Source organism: Pseudomonas sp. F8002, from assembly GCF_013385495.1.
GTDB lineage: Bacteria > Pseudomonadota > Gammaproteobacteria > Pseudomonadales > Pseudomonadaceae > Aquipseudomonas.
On record NZ_JACAPW010000017.1, the window covers coordinates 194,484 to 214,610 of the forward strand.

General features: G+C 61.3%; 17 protein-coding genes. 13 read left to right on the forward strand and 4 right to left on the reverse strand.

What is annotated here, in order from left to right:
• The first annotated feature begins 103 nt into the window (after window positions 1-103).
• Both HX811_RS15465 and purT read left to right on the forward strand, forming a co-directional pair.
• A complete protein-coding gene (locus HX811_RS15465; RefSeq protein WP_003209599.1) occupies window positions 104-571 on the forward strand; it encodes a hypothetical protein in 468 nt (155 codons plus the stop codon).
• A gap of 69 nt (window positions 572-640) precedes the next feature.
• Complete coding sequence (purT, locus tag HX811_RS15470; RefSeq protein WP_023659130.1) at window positions 641-1,822, forward strand: formate-dependent phosphoribosylglycinamide formyltransferase; 1,182 nt, start codon at window positions 641-643, stop codon at window positions 1,820-1,822.
• A 126-nt stretch (window positions 1,823-1,948) separates the two neighbouring features.
• Here purT and HX811_RS15475 read toward each other — a convergent pair whose 3' ends face one another.
• The 3 genes from HX811_RS15475 to HX811_RS15485 all read right to left on the reverse strand — a co-directional run bounded on the left by HX811_RS15475 (window position 1,949) and on the right by HX811_RS15485 (window position 5,544).
• Window positions 1,949-3,259 carry an MFS transporter gene (locus HX811_RS15475; RefSeq protein ID WP_003209595.1) on the reverse strand — a complete coding sequence of 437 codons (1,311 nt, stop codon included), beginning with the start codon at window positions 3,257-3,259 and terminating at the stop codon, window positions 1,949-1,951.
• Between the two features lie 221 nt (window positions 3,260-3,480).
• Complete coding sequence (locus HX811_RS15480) at window positions 3,481-4,719, reverse strand: transporter associated domain-containing protein (RefSeq protein WP_102605535.1); 1,239 nt, start codon at window positions 4,717-4,719, stop codon at window positions 3,481-3,483.
• Window positions 4,720-4,731: 12 nt separating this feature from the next.
• On the reverse strand, window positions 4,732-5,544 hold the full coding sequence (locus HX811_RS15485; RefSeq protein ID WP_371132440.1) for an inner membrane protein YpjD: 813 nt from the start codon (window positions 5,542-5,544) through the stop codon (window positions 4,732-4,734).
• A gap of 234 nt (window positions 5,545-5,778) precedes the next feature.
• Here HX811_RS15485 and ffh point away from each other — a divergent pair, with 234 nt between their 5' ends.
• From ffh to HX811_RS15540, 11 genes are all read left to right on the forward strand, one after another.
• Window positions 5,779-7,155: a signal recognition particle protein gene (ffh, locus tag HX811_RS15490; protein WP_003209589.1), complete on the forward strand. Its 1,377-nt coding sequence runs from the start codon at window positions 5,779-5,781 to the stop codon at window positions 7,153-7,155.
• 250 nt (window positions 7,156-7,405) lie between these two features.
• Complete coding sequence (gene rpsP, locus HX811_RS15495) at window positions 7,406-7,657, forward strand: 30S ribosomal protein S16 (protein ID WP_003209587.1); 252 nt, start codon at window positions 7,406-7,408, stop codon at window positions 7,655-7,657.
• 5 nt (window positions 7,658-7,662) lie between these two features.
• On the forward strand, window positions 7,663-8,199 hold the full coding sequence (gene rimM / locus HX811_RS15500; protein WP_003175898.1) for a ribosome maturation factor RimM: 537 nt from the start codon (window positions 7,663-7,665) through the stop codon (window positions 8,197-8,199).
• Window positions 8,200-8,242: 43 nt separating this feature from the next.
• Window positions 8,243-8,953: a tRNA (guanosine(37)-N1)-methyltransferase TrmD gene (gene trmD / locus HX811_RS15505; RefSeq protein ID WP_231988895.1), complete on the forward strand. Its 711-nt coding sequence runs from the start codon at window positions 8,243-8,245 to the stop codon at window positions 8,951-8,953.
• Window positions 8,954-8,998: 45 nt separating this feature from the next.
• Window positions 8,999-9,349 (forward strand): 50S ribosomal protein L19, encoded by a 351-nt coding sequence (gene rplS / locus HX811_RS15510; RefSeq protein WP_003175895.1) that lies wholly within the window; start codon window positions 8,999-9,001, stop codon window positions 9,347-9,349.
• Window positions 9,350-9,710: 361 nt separating this feature from the next.
• Complete coding sequence (gene xerD, locus HX811_RS15515) at window positions 9,711-10,607, forward strand: site-specific tyrosine recombinase XerD (RefSeq protein WP_177046460.1); 897 nt, start codon at window positions 9,711-9,713, stop codon at window positions 10,605-10,607.
• Window positions 10,608-10,761: 154 nt separating this feature from the next.
• On the forward strand, window positions 10,762-11,493 hold the full coding sequence (gene dsbC / locus HX811_RS15520) for a bifunctional protein-disulfide isomerase/oxidoreductase DsbC (RefSeq protein WP_003209582.1): 732 nt from the start codon (window positions 10,762-10,764) through the stop codon (window positions 11,491-11,493).
• Window positions 11,494-11,619: 126 nt separating this feature from the next.
• Window positions 11,620-12,924, forward strand: a complete 1,305-nt coding sequence (locus tag HX811_RS15525) for a homoserine dehydrogenase (protein ID WP_003209580.1) — start codon at window positions 11,620-11,622, stop codon at window positions 12,922-12,924.
• Window positions 12,925-12,991: 67 nt separating this feature from the next.
• On the forward strand, window positions 12,992-14,401 hold the full coding sequence (thrC, locus tag HX811_RS15530) for a threonine synthase (RefSeq protein WP_003209579.1): 1,410 nt from the start codon (window positions 12,992-12,994) through the stop codon (window positions 14,399-14,401).
• A 109-nt stretch (window positions 14,402-14,510) separates the two neighbouring features.
• Entirely contained in the window at window positions 14,511-18,092 is a 3,582-nt protein-coding gene (locus HX811_RS15535) for a transporter substrate-binding domain-containing protein (RefSeq protein WP_177046461.1), read from the forward strand.
• Between the two features lie 73 nt (window positions 18,093-18,165).
• The gene (locus HX811_RS15540; RefSeq protein WP_134325814.1) at window positions 18,166-19,410 is read left to right on the forward strand and encodes an EAL domain-containing protein; all 1,245 of its coding nucleotides are present in this window, start codon (window positions 18,166-18,168) and stop codon (window positions 19,408-19,410) included.
• Here HX811_RS15540 and HX811_RS15545 read toward each other — a convergent pair.
• Window positions 19,379-20,032: a response regulator transcription factor gene (locus tag HX811_RS15545; RefSeq protein ID WP_003209573.1), complete on the reverse strand. Its 654-nt coding sequence runs from the start codon at window positions 20,030-20,032 to the stop codon at window positions 19,379-19,381. The genes HX811_RS15540 and HX811_RS15545 overlap by 32 nt on opposite strands.
• Between the last annotated feature and the right edge of the window lie 95 nt (window positions 20,033-20,127).

Below are 20,127 nucleotides of genomic sequence, written 5' to 3' on the forward strand. Positions count from 1 at the left end.
GTTCAAAATGTGGGAGCGGGCTTGCTCGCGAAAGGGCCCGCCCAGACGACATATTTCCAAATGTGAAGTACCCTGTGCCCCTTGTTCACAGGTCCCTCGCCCCATGTTCTTCCTGATTGCCTACATCAGCAGCGTCGTGCTGATCAACTTCGCCTTTTCTACCGCTCCGCACCTGGATGTCATCTGGTCTGCCTGGGGCGGCCTGGTATTTGTCCTGCGGGACATGGTGCAAACCCGTTTCGGCCATGGCGCGATCATCGCCATGCTGGCGGCGCTGGTGCTGTCCTATATCACCTCCGATCCGTCCATCGCCCTGGCCAGCGCCACGGCGTTCGCGGTGTCCGAATGCATTGACTGGCTGGTGTTCAGCATCACCAAGCGCCCACTCCACGACCGCCTGTGGATAAGTTCGGCGCTGAGTATCCCCCTCGATACCTTCATCTTTTTCGGCCTGATCGGCGCCTTGACGCCCGCGGTCGCCGGCACTGCCCTGGTGTCGAAATTCGCCGGCGTTACCGTGGTGTGGCTGGCCATGGCCTGGCGTTTGCGCCGGCAGCGCGTCGCCAACTGAAGCCAATCCTTACAGTTCATGTAAAATGCCGGCCTTTCTCCCCACGATCCGCTCCCCTGAGGACCTGAGATGACCCGAATCGGAACTCCATTGTCGCCAACCGCGACCCGCGTAATGCTGTGTGGCTGCGGTGAGCTGGGCAAGGAAGTGGTAATCGAACTGCAACGCCTGGGCGTTGAAGTGATTGCCGTGGATCGCTACGCCAACGCGCCGGCCATGCAGGTTGCCCACCGCAGTCATGTGATCAACATGCTCGATGGCGCCGCGCTGCGTGCCGTGATCGAAGCCGAAAAGCCGCACTTCATCGTGCCGGAAATCGAAGCGATCGCCACCGCCACCCTCGTGGAGCTGGAAGCCGAAGGCTTCACCGTGATCCCGACCGCCCGCGCGACGTTGCTGACCATGAACCGCGAAGGCATCCGTCGCCTGGCCGCCGAGGAGCTGGACCTGCCGACCTCGCCGTACCACTTCGCCGACACCTTCGAGGACTACAGCAAGGCCGTCACCGACCTGGGCTTCCCGTGCGTGGTCAAGCCGGTGATGAGTTCGTCGGGCAAGGGCCAGAGCTTGCTGCGCAGCGCCGATGACGTGCAGAAAGCCTGGGACTACGCCCAGGAAGGCGGGCGTGCCGGCAAGGGTCGCGTGATCATCGAAGGCTTTATCGACTTCGACTACGAAATCACCCTGCTGACCGTGCGGCACATTGGCGGCACTACCTTCTGCGCGCCTGTCGGTCACCGTCAGGAGAAGGGCGATTACCAGGAATCCTGGCAGCCACAGGCCATGAGCCCGATTGCACTGGCAGAGTCCGAGCGCGTTGCCAAGGCAGTGACCGAGGCCCTGGGTGGTCGTGGCCTGTTTGGTGTCGAGCTGTTCATCAAGGGCGATCAGGTGTGGTTCAGCGAAGTATCGCCGCGCCCCCATGACACTGGTTTGGTGACCCTGATTTCCCAGGACTTGTCGCAGTTCGCCCTGCATGCGCGGGCAATTCTCGGCCTGCCGATCCCGTTGATCCGTCAGTTCGGGCCTTCGGCTTCGGCGGTGATCCTGGTGGAAGGCAAGTCGACCCAGACGGCGTTTTCCAACCTGGGTGCAGCCTTGAGCGAGCCGGATACGGCGTTGCGTCTGTTCGGCAAGCCGGAAGTGAATGGCCAGCGCCGTATGGGCGTGGCGTTGGCGCGGGATGAGTCGATTGAGGCAGCGCGGGCTAAAGCGACCCGTGCTTCGAAAGCGGTTGTTGTCGAGCTGTAACCCCCCGCCGATCGTTCCCACGCTCCGCGTGGGAATGCCGCGCTGGACGCTCCGCGTCCGCTCTTAAGGGCGTGACGCAGAGCGTCACCGGATGCATTCCCACGCAGAGCGTGGGAATGATCATCATTAGGCGACCTTGTTCAAATCGTTATTGCGCGTCTCTTTCAGGCACAACACAGCAATCAAGCTGATCACCGCTGCCGCCGACACATACCCGCCGACATAACTCAAACCGCCCATCGCCACCAGCTTGGTCGCGAAGAACGGTGCCGCCGACGCACCCACGATCCCACCCAGGTTATACGCCGCCGAAGCACCGGTATAACGCACGCGGGTCGGGAACAGTTCCGGCAACATCGCGCCCATCGGGGCAAACGTCACGCCCATCAGGAACAGCTCCAGCGCCAGGAACAGTGCCACGGCCCAGGTTGAACCGTGGGTCAGCAACGGCTCCATGGTGAAGCCGGAAAGGATGGTCAGGATCGCACCGACAATCAGCACCGGCTTACGCCCGTAACGGTCGCTGGCCCACGCCGCCAGCGGCGTCGCCGCGCCCATGAACAGCACCGCGAAGCACAACAGCCCGAGGAAGGTTTCACGGCTGTAGCCCAGCGTAGACACGCCGTAGCTCAGGGAAAACGCCGTAGTGATATAGAACAGCGCATAACACACCACCATCGAGGCCGCACCCAGCAGGACCGGCAGCCAATGCTGGCTGAACAGTTCCACCAGCGGCACCTTCACCGGCGCTTCCTTGGCCACGGCGTTCGCGAACACCGGCGTTTCATGCAGTTTGAGCCGCGCATACAGCCCCACCATCACCAGCGCCGCGCTGAGAATGAACGGAATGCGCCAGCCCCAGCTGCGGAACTGCTCGTCGCTCAGGCTCATGGCCAGGATCAGGAACAGCCCGTTGGCCGCCAGAAAGCCAATCGACGGGCCCAACTGCGGGAACATGCCGAACCAGGCGCGTTTGCCCTTCGGGGCGTTCTCGGTGGCCAGCAACGCCGCGCCGCCCCATTCGCCGCCAAGCCCGAGGCCCTGGCCGAAGCGCAGTACGCAGAGCAGGATCGGTGCCCAGGCCCCGATGCTGTCATATCCGGGCAGCAAGCCGATCAGCGTGGTGCACACGCCCATCAGCAGCAAAGAGGCGACCAGTGTCGACTTGCGACCGATCCGGTCACCAAAGTGGCCGAACAGCGCCGAGCCCAGTGGCCGCGCGATAAACGCGATACCGAAGGTCAGGAACGAGGCGAGCATCTGCGCCGTGCCGGAGGTTTGCGGGAAGAACACCGGGCCGATCACCAGCGCGGCGGCAGTTGCGTAGATATAGAAGTCGTAGAACTCGATGGCGGTGCCGATGATGCTCGCGGTGGCGACCCGGGCCGTCGAGTTGGTCGGGGCGGCGGTCGCCGTCTCGTTATAGGTGGTGCTCATTGAGGTATCCCTGACGGTCATTGCGCGTTTGGACGCGGATTATTATTGGTCGAACACCCATGGATCAGGGTTGTGCGCGGGGCGGCTCGGGATGGGAGCAAACACCGGTCAGACACGGTAAAGCGGTGCCTGGACGCGCTCAGTGCGGGTAGCACGCGGTCGGGCGGGGCTTGGGTAAGCCGCCCGATTATAGGAAGGGGTTTGCGGATCCAACAAGGGGCTTAAGCGGCGACCGGTACCGTGCTGGTGTGCCAGATCAGCACCTTGGCGACGCGGTTGTCCTCGGTCTCGAGGATTTCCAGGCGATAGCGGCCGATTTTCAGGCACACGGCGCAATCCGGAATGGTCTCCAGTGCTTCGGTCACCAGGCCGTTGAGGGTCTTGGGGCCGTCGCTGGGCAGGTGCCAGCCGAGGGTTTTGTTCAAGTCGCGGATCGAGGCGGCGCCGTCGATCACGTAGCGGCCATCCAGTTGCGGCTGGATGTGCGGGTTGTCGAGGTGGTGCTCGCTTTCGAACTCACCGACGATTTCTTCAAGAATATCTTCCAGGGTCACGATGCCCAGCACTTCGCCGTATTCATCCACCACCATGCCCAGGCGGCGCTGTTGCTTGTGGAAGTTCAGCAATTGCAGTTGCAGCGGTGTACTTTCCGGGACGAAGTAGGGCTCGTGGCAGGCGGCCAGCAGGGCTTCCTTGGTCAGGCTGGCGTCCGGCAGCAGGTGGCGGATCTGCCGGGTGTTGAGCACCGCTTCGACCTGGTTGATATCGCTGTGGAACACCGGCAGCCGGGTTCGGGTGGAAACCCGCAGTTGCTCGATGATTTCCTCTACCGGGTCATCCAGGTTGATGCCGTCCACTTCGCTGCGGGGCACAAGGATGTCGTTGACGGTAATGTTGTCCAGGGCGTGGATGCCCGGCATGCCCGGCGCGCGGGTGTTGGGGATTTCGGCTTCCGGCTCGTCGTCCTGGTCCGGCTGCGGCTCGTCGCTCTTCTTGACCAGCCCGGGCTTGCGGGTGAACGGGCGCAGCAGCAACAGGCTGACACCGTTGAGCAGCCAGGCCAGCGGATAAAGGATTTTCAGCGGCACGCTCAGCAAGGTATTGCCGAAGCCAAGGATGGTTTGCGGGTGGCGAGTGGCCAGGGCGCGCGGCAGATAGTCGGCCAGCACCAGCAGCACCGCGCTGGAGATCACCCAGCCGAGCCACGGGCCGTTTTGCGCCCAGGCGTAGATCGCCAGCAGGGTGCAGAGAATCACCACCACGGCGCGGCACAGGGTGTTGCAGAGGATCAGGCTGTTGCGCGGGAAGTTCAGGCGGGCGGCGGCTTTGTCACCCTGGCGGGTGCCGGGGCGCAGGGCCAGCAAATGTTGCTGGGCGGCTTCGATGGCGGTAAACAGCGCCGACCATAAAACCAGCAAGGCTACTACCGCAAGCATCGGCCCCAAGGGCAAGTTGTCCATGTCGGCTGCCCGTCAGATATGCAGGATGTATTCGCGAACCAGCTTGCTGCCGAAATAGGCCAGCATCAGCAGGCAGAAACCGGCCAGGGTCCAGCGGATCGCCTTGTGCCCGCGCCAGCCGAGACGGTTGCGGCCCCACAGCAGCACGCTGAACACCACCCAGGCCAGGCAGGCCAGCAGGGTTTTATGCACAAGGTGCTGGGCAAACAGGTTCTCGACGAACAGCCAGCCGGAGATCAGCGACAGCGACAGCAGCGTCCAGCCGGCCCAGAGGAAGCCGAACAGCAGGCTTTCCATGGTTTGCAGTGGCGGGAAGTTCTTGATCAGCCCCGACGGGTGCTTGTGCTTGAGCTGGTGGTCTTGCAACAGCAGCAGCAAGGCCTGGAACACCGCGATGGTGAACATGCCGTAGGCGAGGATCGACAGCAGGATGTGGGCGAGGATGCCCGGCTCTTCATCAATGACCTGCACGGTGCCGGTCGGTGTGAATTGCGCCAGCAGCACCGTCAGCATCCCGAGCGGGAACAACAGCACCAGCAGGTTCTCCACCGGGATCCGGTAGCAGGCCATCAGGGTCAGCGCGATCACCGCGGCGGCAATCAGGCTGGCAGCGCTGAAGAAATCCAGGCCCAGGCCGACCGGCGTCATCAAGTGCGTGAACAGGCTGGCGGCGTGAGCCAGCAGGGCGAGGACGCCAAGGCCTGCCAGCAGGCGTTTGTCGGCCTTGGCGCCTTGGGCCAGACGAGTGCCCTGATAGAGGGTCGCAGCGGCATACAAGATGGCGGCGGCGAGGCTGGGTAGCAAACTGGGTGACAAAGGGAGCATAAATCCTGTTAAGCAGGCCCGAAAGGCGCTGAGTTTGGCATACACCTGCGTAACACGAAAGACTCTCAGGCCAGACAGCGGGTGTGCATGGCGACAGTCTTCGCTATAATCCGCGACCTGCCCACGCCGCAGGCTCGCCGAGCGCTGTTTTTAATAGCGATTTACCACAGCCTGGGCCGCCATTACCTCGGTCTAACAATGCATTTCGATGAATAGGGCCTGAAAGGATCGCGCATGTTTGAAAATCTGACTGACCGTCTCTCGCAGACGCTGCGCCATGTCACCGGCAAGGCCAAGCTGACCGAGGACAATATTAAAGACACCCTGCGTGAAGTGCGCATGGCGTTGCTGGAAGCCGACGTCGCCTTGCCGGTGGTGAAGGACTTCGTCAACTCGGTCAAAGAGCGCGCGGTCGGCACCGAAGTGTCCCGCAGCCTGACGCCGGGCCAGGCCTTTGTGAAGATCGTCCAGGCCGAACTCGAAAGCCTGATGGGCGCGGCCAACGAAGATTTGAACCTCAGTGCCGTGCCGCCAGCCGTTGTGCTGATGGCCGGTCTGCAAGGTGCGGGCAAGACCACCACCGCCGGCAAACTGGCGCGCTTCCTTAAAGAGCGCAAGAAGAAGTCGGTGATGGTGGTGTCTGCCGACGTTTACCGTCCGGCGGCTATTAAACAGCTGGAAATGCTTGCGGGCGAAGTGGGCGTGACCTTCTTCCCGTCCGACCTGAGCCAGAAGCCGGTCGATATTGCCCAGGCGGCTATTAAAGAAGCCAAGCTGAAATTCATCGACGTGGTCATCGTCGATACCGCCGGTCGCCTGCACATCGACGAAGAGATGATGGGCGAGATCAAGGCGCTGCATGCCGCGATCAACCCGGTAGAAACCCTGTTCGTGGTCGATGCCATGACCGGCCAGGATGCGGCCAATACCGCCAAGGCCTTTGGTGATGCGCTGCCGCTGACCGGTGTGATCCTGACCAAGGTCGACGGCGATGCCCGTGGCGGTGCCGCCTTATCGGTACGCGCCATTACCGGCAAGCCGATCAAGTTCATCGGTATGGGCGAGAAGAGCGAAGCGCTCGAGCCGTTCCACCCTGAGCGGATCGCCTCGCGTATCCTCGGCATGGGCGACGTGCTCAGCCTGATCGAGCAAGCGGAAGCGACCCTCGACAAGGACAAGGCCGACAAGCTGGCTAAAAAGCTGAAGAAGGGCAAGGGCTTCGACCTCGAAGACTTCCGCGACCAGCTGCAACAGATGAAGAACATGGGCGGCCTCGGCGGCCTGATGGACAAGCTGCCGAACATCGGCGGCGTGAACCTGGCGCAAATGGGCAATGCCCAGGGCGCGGCAGAGAAGCAATTCAAGCAGATGGAAGCCATCATCAATTCCATGACCCCGGCCGAGCGCCGCGACCCTGAGCTGATCAGCGGTTCGCGCAAACGTCGGATCGCCATGGGTTCCGGCACCCAGGTGCAGGACATCGGTCGCTTGATCAAGCAGCACAAGCAGATGCAGAAGATGATGAAGAAATTCTCCGCAAAAGGCGGGATGGCCAAGATGATGCGCGGCATGGGCGGTATGTTGCCCGGCGGCGGCATGCCGAAAATGTAAAGAATTCGAGCAGAAGTTCGCTTCTGCTCCGACCCGCAGGGATGCGGGATCTCCAGCAAACCCGCCATTGGCGGGAGCTGACTTGCCGTTTTAACCGACGGCTCTATAGCAGATCTGAATGGCACGCTGATAGGCGCCAGAAAAAGACATTTGCAAAAGTCCGGATATTCCTTAGAATATGCGGCCTTTCGGGCACCTATGCCCGCTGTGCATTTAGATTTGCAGCACCGACTACAGGAACGATGTTCACATGCTAACAATCCGTCTTGCCCTTGGCGGCTCCAAAAAGCGCCCGTTTTACCACTTGACCGTAACTGACAGCCGCAACCCACGTGACGGCTCTCACAAGGAACAAGTTGGCTTCTTCAACCCGATCGCTCGTGGTCAAGAAGTCCGTCTGTCCGTGAACCAAGAGCGCGTAGCCTACTGGCTGAGCGTTGGTGCACAACCTTCTGAGCGCGTTGCTCAGTTGTTGAAGGATGCATCTAAGGCTGCGGCCTGAGCAATATGAACGCGACGCCAGCGGTAGCTGATGATTTGATCGTTATCGGCAAGATTTATTCTGTTCATGGCGTTCGCGGCGAAGTGAAGGTGTATTCCTTTACTGATCCGACTGAAAACCTGTTGCAGTACAAGACCTGGACGCTCAAGCGCGAAGGTAGTGTGAAACAGGTAGAGCTGGTCAGTGGACGCGGGAGCGACAAGTTCCTGGTCGCAAAGCTCAAGGGTCTTGATGATCGTGAAGAAGCTCGTCTTCTGGCCGGTTATGAGATCTGCGTGCCGCGCAACCTGTTCCCTGAATTGACCGACGGCGAGTACTACTGGTACCAGCTGGAAGGTCTGAAGGTTATTGATCAACTTGGGCAATTGCTCGGGAAAATCGATCATCTTCTGGAAACCGGCGCCAATGATGTAATGGTGGTCAAGCCTTGCGCTGGCAGCCTGGATGATCGCGAACGCCTGTTGCCCTATACCGAGCAATGCGTGTTGGCCGTCGACCTGGCAGCGGGCGAGATGAAGGTGGAATGGGACGCGGACTTCTAACGTGGCTAACCTGCGCGTTGAAGTGATCAGTTTGTTTCCCGAGATGTTTTCCGCCATCAGCGAGTACGGCATCACCAGTCGGGCGGTGAAACAGGGGCTCTTGCAGCTCACCTGTTGGAACCCGCGAGACTACACGACGGATCGACATCACACTGTGGACGATCGCCCATTTGGCGGTGGTCCGGGCATGGTGATGAAGATCAAGCCCCTGGAAGATGCGTTGGTTCAGGCCAAGGCAGCCGCCGGGGAGAAGGCGAAGGTAATTTACCTGTCCCCTCAAGGCCGTCAGCTGAATCAGTCGGCGGTACGCGAGTTGGCGAATCTGGAAGCATTAATCCTGATTGCCGGTCGCTATGAAGGCATTGACGAGCGGTTTATTGAAGCTCATGTCGATGAAGAGTGGTCGATTGGGGACTATGTCCTGTCTGGCGGCGAGCTGCCGGCGATGGTCCTGATAGATGCGGTTACACGACTGCTGCCTGGAGCTTTAGGGCATGCGGACTCCGCGGAGGAAGATTCCTTCACGGATGGTTTGCTGGATTGCCCGCACTACACCCGACCGGAGGTGTATGCGGATCAGCGTGTTCCCGACGTATTGCTAAGTGGCAATCACGCACACATCCGGCGTTGGCGTTTACAGCAGTCCCTCGGGCGGACCTATGAACGACGCGCCGATCTTCTGGAAAGCCGCTCGCTTTCTGGAGAAGAGAAGAAGCTGCTCGAGGAATACATCCTCGGGCGGGACGATAGTTAACAACGTATCGATGGTAGGTCCGACGACTTACCTTAGGAGCACAGCATGACTAACAAAATCATCCTTGCACTCGAAGCAGAGCAGATGACCAAAGAGATCCCTACCTTTGCCCCGGGCGACACCATTGTCGTTCAGGTGAAAGTGAAGGAAGGCGACCGTTCGCGTCTGCAAGCGTTCGAAGGCGTGGTAATTGCCAAGCGTAACCGTGGTGTGAACAGTGCTTTCACTGTTCGTAAAATCTCCAACGGTGTTGGCGTAGAGCGTACTTTCCAGACCTACAGCCCGCAAATCGACAGCATGGCCGTTAAACGTCGCGGTGACGTACGTAAAGCCAAGCTGTACTACCTGCGTGACCTGTCCGGTAAAGCAGCTCGCATCAAGGAAAAACTGGCTTAAGTCCAGCTTCCCGATGCAGAAAAAAGCAGCCTACGGGCTGCTTTTTTGTTGCCTGAAATTTGTCTATTTCCCCGGTATCTATTCATCACTCCCCGCCTCGAAGAAATTCAGCGTCGCACTGACCTTAAAGCCGTTTTCCGCTTTTGTGGCGAGGGAGCTTGCTCCCGTTGGGCTGCGCAGCGGCCCTGAAACCGGCAATAGAAGTCTCTCTGTTGGACCTCAATGGTCAATCAGGGCCGCTTCGCGCCCCAGCGGGAGCAAGCTCCCTTGCCACAGATTATTTGCCCGCTTTCATTGATGTGTAGCGGCCCGTGCTGCGATAGGATCTACCCGATACGCCATTTTCCCTGCTTGAGCCCTCATGCCCGCCATCGACCACCCGCAGATAGATCGCTTCCTTGACGCCCTCTGGCTGGAAAAAGGCCTGTCGGACAACACCCGCCAGGCTTACCGCAGCGACCTCGCGTTGTTCAATGGCTGGCTGCAGGAGAAAAACCTCGAGCTGCTCGACGCCGGTCGCGAGCTGATTCTCGACCACCTGGCCTGGCGCCTGGAGCAAAACTACAAGCCTCGCTCTACTGCGCGTTTTCTCTCAGGCGTGCGTGGCTTCTATCGCTACCTGCTGCGGGAAAAGCTGATCGCCATCGACCCAACCCTGCAAATCGACATGCCGCAGCTGGGCCGGCCACTGCCCAAATCCCTGTCGGAAGCCGACGTCGACGCCTTGCTCGCAGCCCCCGACCTGAGCGAAGCCATCGGCCAGCGCGACCGTGCCATGCTGGAAGTGCTGTACGCCTGCGGCCTGCGCGTCACCGAGCTGATCAGCCTGACCCTGGAACAGGTCAACCTGCGCCAGGGTGTATTGCGCGTAATGGGCAAGGGCAGCAAGGAGCGCCTGGTGCCCATGGGTGAAGAGGCGATCGTGTGGATCGAACGCTACATGCGCGACGCCCGAGCCGAGTTGCTCAACGGTCGGCCCAGCGATGTGCTGTTTCCCAGCCAGCGCGGCGAACAGATGACCCGCCAGACCTTCTGGCATCGCATCAAGCACCAGGCCAAGGTTGCCGGCATCGGCAAATCGCTGTCGCCCCACACCCTGCGCCACGCGTTCGCCACGCATTTGCTCAACCACGGCGCGGATTTGCGCGTGGTTCAAATGCTCCTGGGCCACAGCGACTTATCCACCACCCAGATCTACACCCACGTGGCGCGGGCACGTTTGCAGGAGATGCACGCCAAGCACCATCCCCGTGGATGAAAAACACTTCGGAAAAAGCCCAATTTCCCCGCGACTGGCTGCCCTGCGGCCCAACTGTGGTAGGCTTTGCCGGTTCGCAAAGCGGACGGCCCAAACCCGTGTTTGAAGATCGGTGTTCCTGCTCCCGTCCCTGCATCTGCCTTCAGGAGTTCCCATGCGCTTGACCCAGATTTTTGCCATCGCAGCCATTGCGTTGGTCTCAACCTTTGCCGTCGCCGACGACGCCGCAGAGAAGACAATCCGCAAGAGCCTGGAAGCCCTCCAGCTCGACACCCCGATTGAAAGCATCAACGCCAGCCCGATGGCCGGCCTGTACGAAGTCAAGCTCAAGGGCAGCCGCGTGCTGTACGCCAGTGCCGATGGCCAGTACATCGTCCAGGGCTACCTGTTCCAGCTCAAAGACGGCAAGCCCGTGAACCTCACCGAGAAAGCCGAGCGCCTGGGCGTGTCGAAGCTGATCAACGGTATTCCTGTGGCTGAAACCGTGGTTTACCCGGCCATCGGCGAAACCAAGACCCACATCACCGTGTTCACCGACACCACCTGCCCGTACTGCCACAAGCTGCATGCCGAAGTGCCTGAGCTGAACAAGCTCGGCGTTGAAGTGCGCTACGTGGCCTTCCCGCGCCAGGGCCTGGGTTCGCCGGGTGACGAGCAGTTGCAAGCCGTCTGGTGTTCGGCCGACAAGAAAGCGGCCATGGACAAGATGGTCGATGGCAAGGAAATCAAGGCCGCCAAGTGCGCCAACCCGGTTTCCAAGCAGTTCGCCCTCGGCCAGTCGATTGGTGTGAACGGTACGCCGGCCATCGTTTTGGCTGACGGCCAGGTGATTCCAGGCTACCAGCCTGCGCCGCAAGTTGCCAAACTGGCACTGAACGCAAAGTAAGCACTATCGTCGAGCCTTGACGATCATGATCCGCCGACAGTTCGGCGGGTCATTAATAGAGAGCCGCAGTTGTGCGGCTGTTTTCACGGCCGACCTTGAGTCGGCCGTTTCATGGGGAGTTCTTCAGTGAAACCGGTCAAAGTAGGCATCTGTGGGTTAGGGACCGTCGGTGGCGGCACCTTCAACGTACTTCAGCGTAACGCTGAAGAAATTTCCCGCCGTGCAGGGCGTGGGATTGAAGTGGCACAAATTGCCACGCGTACGCCAAAGCCTCAGTTCCAAACGACCGGTATTGCGATTACCAACGATGTCTTCGAAGTCGCCACCAACCCTGAAATCGATATCGTCATCGAGCTGGTAGGCGGCTACACCGTGGCCCGCGAGCTGGTGCTCAAGGCCATCGAAAACGGCAAGCACGTGGTCACTGCCAACAAGGCGCTGATTGCCGTGCACGGTAACGAAATCTTCGCCAAGGCCCGCGAGAAGGGCGTGATCGTGGCGTTCGAAGCCGCCGTGGCCGGTGGTATCCCGGTGATCAAGGCGATCCGTGAAGGCCTGTCCGCCAACCGTATCAACTGGGTGGCCGGCATCATCAACGGCACCGGTAACTTCATCCTCACCGAAATGCGCGAGAAGGGCCGTACCTTCGAAGACGTGCTGGCCGAAGCCCAGGCCCTGGGTTACGCCGAAGCCGATCCGACCTTCGACGTGGAAGGCATCGACGCTGCCCACAAGCTGACCATCCTGGCGTCCATCGCCTTTGGTATCCCGCTGCAGTTCGACAAGGCCTATACCGAAGGCATCACCAAGCTGACCACCGCCGACGTGAACTACGCCGAAGCCCTGGGCTACCGCATCAAGCACCTCGGTGTGGCGCGCAGCACCCCGGCCGGTATCGAGCTGCGTGTGCACCCGACACTGATCCCGGCCGACCGCCTGATCGCCAACGTCAATGGCGTGATGAACGCCGTGATGGTCAACGGTGACGCTGCCGGTTCCACCCTGTTCTACGGCGCCGGCGCCGGCATGGAGCCGACCGCTTCCTCGGTGATCGCCGACCTGGTGGACGTGGTTCGTGCCATGACCAGCGACCCGGAAAACCGCGTACCGCACCTGGCCTTCCAGCCGGACTCGCTGTCGGCCCACCCGATCCTGCCGATCGAAGCCTGCGAAAGTGCCTACTACCTGCGCATCCAGGCCAAGGATCATCCGGGCGTGCTCGCCCAGGTGGCCAGCATCCTGTCGGAGCGCGGCATCAACATTGAATCGATCATGCAGAAGGAAGTCGAAGAACAGGACGGCCTGGTGCCCATGATCCTGCTGACCCACCGTGTGCTGGAGCAGCACATCAACGACGCCATCGCCGCGCTTGAAGCGTTGCAGGGCGTGGTTGGGCCGGTGGTGCGGATTCGCGTCGAACACCTGAACTAATCGTTTTGCGGCAAGGGCCCCACGCGTTCGGCGGCCCTTGTTCAAGCATGCTCTAGAGGAGCCAGTCATGCGTTATATCAGCACCCGCGGCCAGGCACCGGCCTTGAATTTCGAAGACGTTCTGCTGGCCGGTCTGGCCACTGACGGCGGCCTGTACGTGCCGGAAAACCTGCCACGCTTTACCCAGGAAGAAATCGCTTCGTGGGCCGGCCTGCCGTACCACGAGCTGGCGTTCCGGGTCATGCGCCCGTTCGTCACCGGCAGCATCCCGGATGCGGATTTCAAGAAAATCCTGGAAGAAACCTACGGCGTGTTTTCCCACAGCGCCATTGCCCCGTTGCGCCAACTGAACGGTAACGAATGGGTCCTGGAGCTGTTCCACGGCCCGACCCTGGCGTTCAAGGATTTCGCCCTGCAACTGCTGGGTCGCCTGCTGGACTATGTGCTGGAAAAACGCGGTGAGCGCGTGGTGATCATCGGCGCTACTTCCGGTGATACCGGCTCGGCGGCGATCGAAGGCTGCAAGCACTGCGAAAACGTCGACATCTTCATCCTGCACCCGCACAACCGCGTGTCGGAAGTGCAGCGTCGGCAGATGACCACGATCTTCGGCGAGAACATCCACAACATCGCCATCGAAGGCAACTTCGATGACTGCCAGGAAATGGTCAAGGCCAGCTTCGCCGACCAGAGCTTCCTCAAGGGCACCCGCCTGGTAGCGGTGAACTCGATCAACTGGGCGCGGATCATGGCCCAGATCGTCTACTACTTCCATGCGTCCCTGCAGTTGGGCGGCCCGGCGCGTTCGGTGTCGTTCTCGGTGCCAACCGGCAACTTCGGCGACATCTTCGCCGGTTACCTGGCACGCAACATGGGCCTGCCAATCAACCAGTTGATCGTCGCCACCAACCGCAACGACATCCTGCACCGCTTCATGAGCGGCAACCAGTACGTCAAGGAAACCCTGCACGCCACACTGTCGCCGTCGATGGACATCATGGTCTCGTCGAACTTCGAACGCCTGCTGTTCGACATGCACGGTCGCAACGGTGCTGCCCTGGCCGGCCTGATGGACAGCTTCAAGCAAGGTGGCGGTTTCAGCGTCGAGCAGGAGCGCTGGACCGAAACCCGCAAGCTGTTCGACTCCCTGGCGGTGGACGACGCAGAAACCTGCGAGACCATCGCCGAAGTCTACGCCCAGACCGGCGAGCTGCTGGACCCGCACACCGCCATTGGCGTCAAGGCCGCGCGCGAATGCCGCCGCAGCCTGGACATCCCGATGGTGATTCTCGGCACCGCGCACCCGGTCAAATTCCCGGAAGCGGTAGAGAAGGCCGGGGTTGGCAAGGCGCTGGAATTGCCGCCGCACCTCACCGACCTGTTTGAGCGTGAAGAGCGTTGCACGGTATTGGCCAATGACCTGAAAGCGGTACAGGCGTTTGTCAGCCAGCATGGCAATCGCGGCAAGCCACTCTGAGCCAACGGCTTTGCGTGGTGGATCAAGCCCGTCTTCGTGACGGGCTTTTTCATTCTGGCGAGCCATACTTGCGCGGCGACCAACAAGAATAATCAAGGAAACCCAACCGGTGTATTTATCGACCCGAGCACACGCGTGGCTGGCATGTGTGCTGCTGCTTGGCCATGGTTCGGCAAGCCTCGCGGCTGTCAGCCTGCCGTTCAAGCTGGTGCCGGCGTTCATTGCCCTGGAGCCCATGCCCCTGACGGCCAGCGAGCAGCAATGGCTGGCGGCGCATCGGCCACTGAGGGTGGGCATCTCGATTGATGACTATCAGCCGATCGATATCACCCGCGACCGCAATCGCTACCAGGGCATCAGCGCCGATTACCTGAGCCTGATCGGCGCGCGTCTGCATGCACCGATGCAGGTCCTGGGTTTTGCCGAGCGGGCGCAAGCGGTGGAGGCCCTGCGGAGCGGCGCCATCGATATTCTCACCAGTGCCAACGGTTACGAGCGTGATGTGTCGGGGTTGCGCTTTACCGAAGACTACATGCCGGACCGCTCGGTGGTGGTCGTGCGCCGGGATGACAGCACCCAGAACGAGGACCTCAAGGACAAGAAGCTGGTGTTGCTGGACGGTTACGCCAACGTCAAGAACGTCCATCAGGCGTATCCCGGGAGCCACATCATGCTGGCACCGAATCTCTACAGTGGCCTCGAAGCGCTGAAGCAAGGTGATGCCGATGCGTTTATCGGCAACGAAGTGATCGTGCGCGCCTATAAATCGCTACGGCCCTACCTGGGCTTGCAGATCAAGGTGGAAAGCCGGCTGGCGCCCATCGGCTTTGCCTTTGCCACGCGGGAGGCCGACCCGCTGTTGGGGACGCTGATGGAACGGGCGCTGGCGAGTATTGATGAGTCTGTGCGGCGGGAGATCCTTGCGCGCTGGACCACCGGACTGGGGGTGGGCATTGCCGCCGAGCGCATCGCCTTGTCGGCCCCGGAGCGGGCCTGGGTACTTCAGCATCCGCATGTGGTGGTGGCGTCCCAGCAACTGTCTCCCTATGTGTTCAAGGACAAGGACGGCCAGTGGGTGGGGCTGAATGTGGACTTGCTCAACCGCATTTCACGCATGACCGGCCTGCAGTTCGTGATGGAGGAAGTGTCCTCCACGGCACAGACCCTGGGGTTGCTGGAAACGGGCAGGGCGGACATGAACACCACCCTGGCCGAGAATCAGGAGCGCAAGGCCTTTCTCGATTTCAGCCATGGGTTCGGGGGCTCAGGCTGGGTGTTTATCCAGCGCGCTGACGCACCGCCAGTGGCCAGTTTGAGCGAGCTTTCAGGCAAGGTGCTGGCGCTGCCGGCACGCCATGTCCTGGAGGGATATATTCGTCGCGAGCACCCCGGGATCAAGCTGCAATCGGTGGATAACTACGTCCAGGCCCGTGAGCTGGTAGCGCAGGGTCGCGCGGCGGCGACTATCCAGAGTGAAGTGGAAGTGCAGAGTTACCCGGCCGATGAGTTGCGCATCGGCCGCAGTGTCGAGGGCAAGTGGTCGGCCAACAGCCTGTCGGTGCGCAAGGATCAACCGGAACTGCTGAGCATTTTGAACAAGGCGCTGGAAGCGCTGCCGGTCGCGGAATTGAGCGCCCTGCGTTTGCGTTGGCTGGGGAGCGTACCTGTCCCGGTGCCGGCCTGGCAGCGTGTGCCGCCATGGGCCTACTGGACGGTCGCCATGGCGCTGCTGTTTGTGCTGGTGTCCCTGGCCTGGAACAGCCGGCTCAAGCGCCAGATTCGCCAGCGCCTCCAGGCCGAGCAGCGGCTCAACGACCAGTTGGCGTTCAAGCGCGCGCTGCTGGACGGCATGCCCAACCCGGTATTTGTGCGTGATCTGGAAGGACGCCTGGTGACCTGCAACACCAGCTATGAACAACAGTTGAACACCCGGCGCGAGCAGATACAGGGCCTGACGCTGATGGAAAGCGGGCTGATGCCTGACGCTACGGCCGCGCGCCTGCATGCCGGCCACATGGAGCAATTGGCGAGCCAGCAGTCGCTGTTCGTCGACCGGCAGCTGGAGTTCAATGGCGGGGCGTTTCATGTGTATCAGTGGACGGTGCCGTTCTTCGACGCCAAGGGCCAGCTCCAGGGTTTGCTCGGTGGCTGGGTCGATATCAACGAGCGCAAGGTCCTGGAGCTCCAGCTGATGGATGCGCGGCAGGCCGCTGACGAAGCGAACTACGCAAAAAGCGCGTTTCTCTCGACCCTGAGCCACGAGATTCGCACGCCGATGACCGCCATTATCGGTCTGCTCGAGCTGGAGCAGGAGCGTGCCCAGGCTGAAGGCAAGACAGTGTCTGAAGCCCTGCGAGTGGCCCATCGCTCGGCGCGTGAGTTGATTGCCCTGATGGGTGACAGCCTCGACCTGGCCAAGATTGAAGCCGGTCATCTGCAACTGGCGCCGCAGGCCACTGACTTGAAAGGTTTCTTCGAGGGCATACAGCGCTTGTTCGAACCCATGGCGCAGAAAAAGGGCCTTCACCTGACCCTGGCATTCGACCCGAGCGCGCAAGGGTATTACTGGTTCGACCCGCTGCGCCTGCGTCAGGTTATCCATAACCTGTTGGGCAACGCGCTCAAGTTCACCTCGCGCGGCGAGGTTCGGGTCAGTGTTGCGCGCAAGCTTGACCCGGCGGGGGCCGAATATTTGCAGCTGTGTGTGGAGGACAGCGGGCCGGGCATTGGCGTCGAGCAGCAGGCGCGAGTGTTCAAGCCGTTTATCCAGGTCAGCGCGCGGACGGCTGCCGAGCACGGCGGCACGGGACTGGGCTTGAGCATCTGCCAGCAACTGGTGGAATTGATGGGAGGCAGCATCACCCTGAGCAGCGTGGTGGGAGAGGGCACGGTGGTGTGCATCGACCTGTACCTGGATCGGGTCAGCAGTGACGACGTGCCAGCATCTGCGGGTGTACCGCTGCTGGTGGCCGGCCGCAACCTGTCGGTGTTGGTGGTGGATGACCTGCCGGCCAATCGGCTGGTGCTGGTTCAGCAGTTGCAGTTCCTGGGTCATCAAGTAGTGGCCGTCGACTCGGCCGAAGCGGCCTTGCAGCGTTGGCATCATGAGGTGTTTGACGTCCTGGTCACCGATTGCAATATGCCGGGCATGTCCGGCTATGCCTTGAGTGAGGCCATCCGCCGGCTGGAAGCCCAGGAGCGACGGCCACGCCTGGCGCTGGTGGGTTGCACGGCGAATGCCCTGGATGATGAACAGCAGCGCTGCCGGGAGGCGGGAATGGATGAACTGCTGGTCAAGCCCGTGACCCTTGAGCACTGGACGCGTGTGCTCGCCCGCGTCGTGCCTGCACGCTCTTTCAGCATCCAGACCCTGCGCACCATGACCCAGGCCGACGGACCGGTTTTGCAGCGGATGCTGCAGGAGTTGGCGAGGAGCCTTGAGCAGGAGCATAACCTGATGGCCTCCGCCATGGCGGACCACGACCAGGTCCGGCTGGCCGCCTCGCTGCACCGCCTGAAGGGCATATGCTGCCTGGTGGATGCGTTGCCGCTGGCCAAGGCCTGTGTGGCGCTGGAAGGGTGTATTCGGGAGCAGCGCAACGCTGAGATTGAAATGCATTGGTTAGCGCTGCGCGAAGCATTGATCGAATTCCAGGTCGAGCTTGAGGCTTATCTGGACCCGTCCGAATAAGACATGTCCTATGGGGAAGGCGCGGGGTTTTTATTAGTCTGTGCACCCTCGCTTCTCCCCGGTAACGTTTTTCATGCGCTCCCTCAACGTCCTGATCCTCGAAGATAACCCGTTCCAACTGATGGCCCTGCATCAGATGCTCAACGCCAACGGCGTATTCAATGTACGCACGGCCGAAACGGTCGACGCCGCTCGCCAGTCACTGGAGAGCAAGGGCGCGGTGGACATCGCGATTTGCGATCTGTACCTGGAGCAGGGTGATGGCCTTGAGCTGATTCGGGAAATGGCCGAGCGCCGCCAGGCTCAGGTGTTGATCCTGCTGAGCAACGCCGAGCCGGATGTGCTGGAAGGCGTGGCGCACATGGCCCGACAGTTGGGGCTCAACGTGCTCGGCTGCCTGCCCAAACCGGCGTCGGCAACGCTGATCGGGAAAGTCCTCGAGGCGTGCCGGGAACGCTTGCGGCCCGGGCCGCCGGTGGTGTCCTGGGAGCGGGTGCGCCAGTTGCTGGACTTGAGTGAGTCCGAGCAGTTGCCGCCTTCGGCGGATCTGAGCCAGGTCGCTATCGCCCGCTGCGGCACGGTCTGGTATCAGCCCATTGTCAGCCAGGCGGGCGTGTTGCAAGGTGTCGAAGCGCTGGCCCGCTGGCAGCTTCCTGACGGCGAGTTGCTGTTGCCTGACGCGTTTCTGCCGGTGCTGGAGTTTGCCGGAATGGAAGAGGCGTTTACCTGGCACGTGCTGGAACAAGCGCTGGGCCAGGCGGCACACGTCATGCGCGAAACCGGGCAGGTGCTGCCGGTGGCGGTGAATATCCCGGGGCGGATGCTGGAGCGTCCGCACTTTCCCCAAGTGCTGCAAGGCTTGCTGCAACTTCACGGCGTGCCCGCCCGTGGCCTGACCCTGGAACTGGTGGAAACCTCGCGCCTGAACACCGACAGCGCCCACGTCACCGGCTTGCTGCGTTTGCGGATGATGGGGTGCAAGCTGTCCATCGGTGATTTCGGCGTGGGCGGCACCAGCCTGCAACGCTTGCTGGAATTGCCCTTCAGCGAATTGAAGATCCCGCCGGCGTTTGCCAGCGGCATGGCCAGGGACGATCGCAAGGCGGCAGTGGTTGCCGGCGCCATGAGCATGGCGAGGCGACTGGGTGTGGGTGTGGTGGTGACCGGGGTTGAAAGCGCCGCCGACTATCACGCGGTGAGTGAACTGGGGGCTGCGTGGTTGCAAGGCTGCTTTATCGCCGGCCCCATGGACGCCGAGGCGCTGAAGCAGTGGATCGCGTTTCAGGCTAGGCCAGCCCGTGTTCCTGCACATAGATAAACAGCGCGGCGTCGTTGCTCAGGCCCAGCTTGCGCATGGCGCTGACCTTTTGTGCACTGACGGTTTGCTTGCTGCGATGAAGATTCGCGGCGATCTCGCCTACCGTCAGGCCGCCGGCCAGCAGGCGGATGACTTCCAGTTCACGGGGTGATAGTTGATCCTGGGAGTGCACACGCTCGACGCCTGCCAGGTTCAGTGACTGACTGATGGTCTGGGCCACATAACGTCGCTGCTGGCGCACCTGACGGATTGCTTCAGGCAATTCGTCTGCGAGACTGGCCTTGCTCAGCAGGCCCATGACACCCAACTCCAGGATGGCGTGGAACAGGCCGGCGTTGTTCAGCATGGTCACCACCACGATGGGCAGGCCCGGGTGATGCCGGCGCAGTTGTTCGATCAGGCGCAAGCCGTCGGCCTGGGGCTCGGCGGGCATCATGAAGTCGGTCACCAGAATGTCGCAGGCACAACGTTGCAGCAGTTCGCCAAGGGCCTGGGGTGAGTTGGCTTCACCGACGATGGTTAGCCTCTCGTCACGTTCCAGGACTGCCCGCAGACCGATGAGGAAAATCGGGTGGTCGTCGGCGAGGACGATGCGCAATGGCTTGTCAGACGTTTCGTTCAATACAGGCTCCCAGGGTAATTTGGGGATTCTAGCCTGTTAACGCAGGAGAGGCTCTGAAGGTGGGTTCTACAAAGGCGTAAAAAACGCCGCGTCCC

Excerpts from the sequence above, each read along its gene's own strand:
- HX811_RS15480 (WP_102605535.1), bottom strand. The coding sequence starts at position 4,719 with ATGGACAACTTGCCCTTGGGGCCGATGCTTGCGGTAGTAGCCTTGCTG.
- rpsP (WP_003209587.1), top strand. The coding sequence starts at position 7,406 with ATGCTAACAATCCGTCTTGCCCTTGGCGGCTCCAAAAAGCGCCCGTTT.
- rplS (WP_003175895.1), top strand. The coding sequence starts at position 8,999 with ATGACTAACAAAATCATCCTTGCACTCGAAGCAGAGCAGATGACCAAA.
- HX811_RS15465 (WP_003209599.1), top strand. The coding sequence starts at position 104 with ATGTTCTTCCTGATTGCCTACATCAGCAGCGTCGTGCTGATCAACTTC.
- thrC (WP_003209579.1), top strand. The coding sequence starts at position 12,992 with ATGCGTTATATCAGCACCCGCGGCCAGGCACCGGCCTTGAATTTCGAA.
- dsbC (WP_003209582.1), top strand. The coding sequence starts at position 10,762 with ATGCGCTTGACCCAGATTTTTGCCATCGCAGCCATTGCGTTGGTCTCA.
- rimM (WP_003175898.1), top strand. The coding sequence starts at position 7,663 with ATGAACGCGACGCCAGCGGTAGCTGATGATTTGATCGTTATCGGCAAG.
- trmD (WP_231988895.1), top strand. The coding sequence starts at position 8,243 with ATGTTTTCCGCCATCAGCGAGTACGGCATCACCAGTCGGGCGGTGAAA.
- xerD (WP_177046460.1), top strand. The coding sequence starts at position 9,711 with ATGCCCGCCATCGACCACCCGCAGATAGATCGCTTCCTTGACGCCCTC.
- purT (WP_023659130.1), top strand. The coding sequence starts at position 641 with ATGACCCGAATCGGAACTCCATTGTCGCCAACCGCGACCCGCGTAATG.
- HX811_RS15540 (WP_134325814.1), top strand. The coding sequence starts at position 18,166 with ATGCGCTCCCTCAACGTCCTGATCCTCGAAGATAACCCGTTCCAACTG.
- ffh (WP_003209589.1), top strand. The coding sequence starts at position 5,779 with ATGTTTGAAAATCTGACTGACCGTCTCTCGCAGACGCTGCGCCATGTC.
- HX811_RS15485 (WP_371132440.1), bottom strand. The coding sequence starts at position 5,544 with ATGCTCCCTTTGTCACCCAGTTTGCTACCCAGCCTCGCCGCCGCCATC.
- HX811_RS15475 (WP_003209595.1), bottom strand. The coding sequence starts at position 3,259 with ATGAGCACCACCTATAACGAGACGGCGACCGCCGCCCCGACCAACTCG.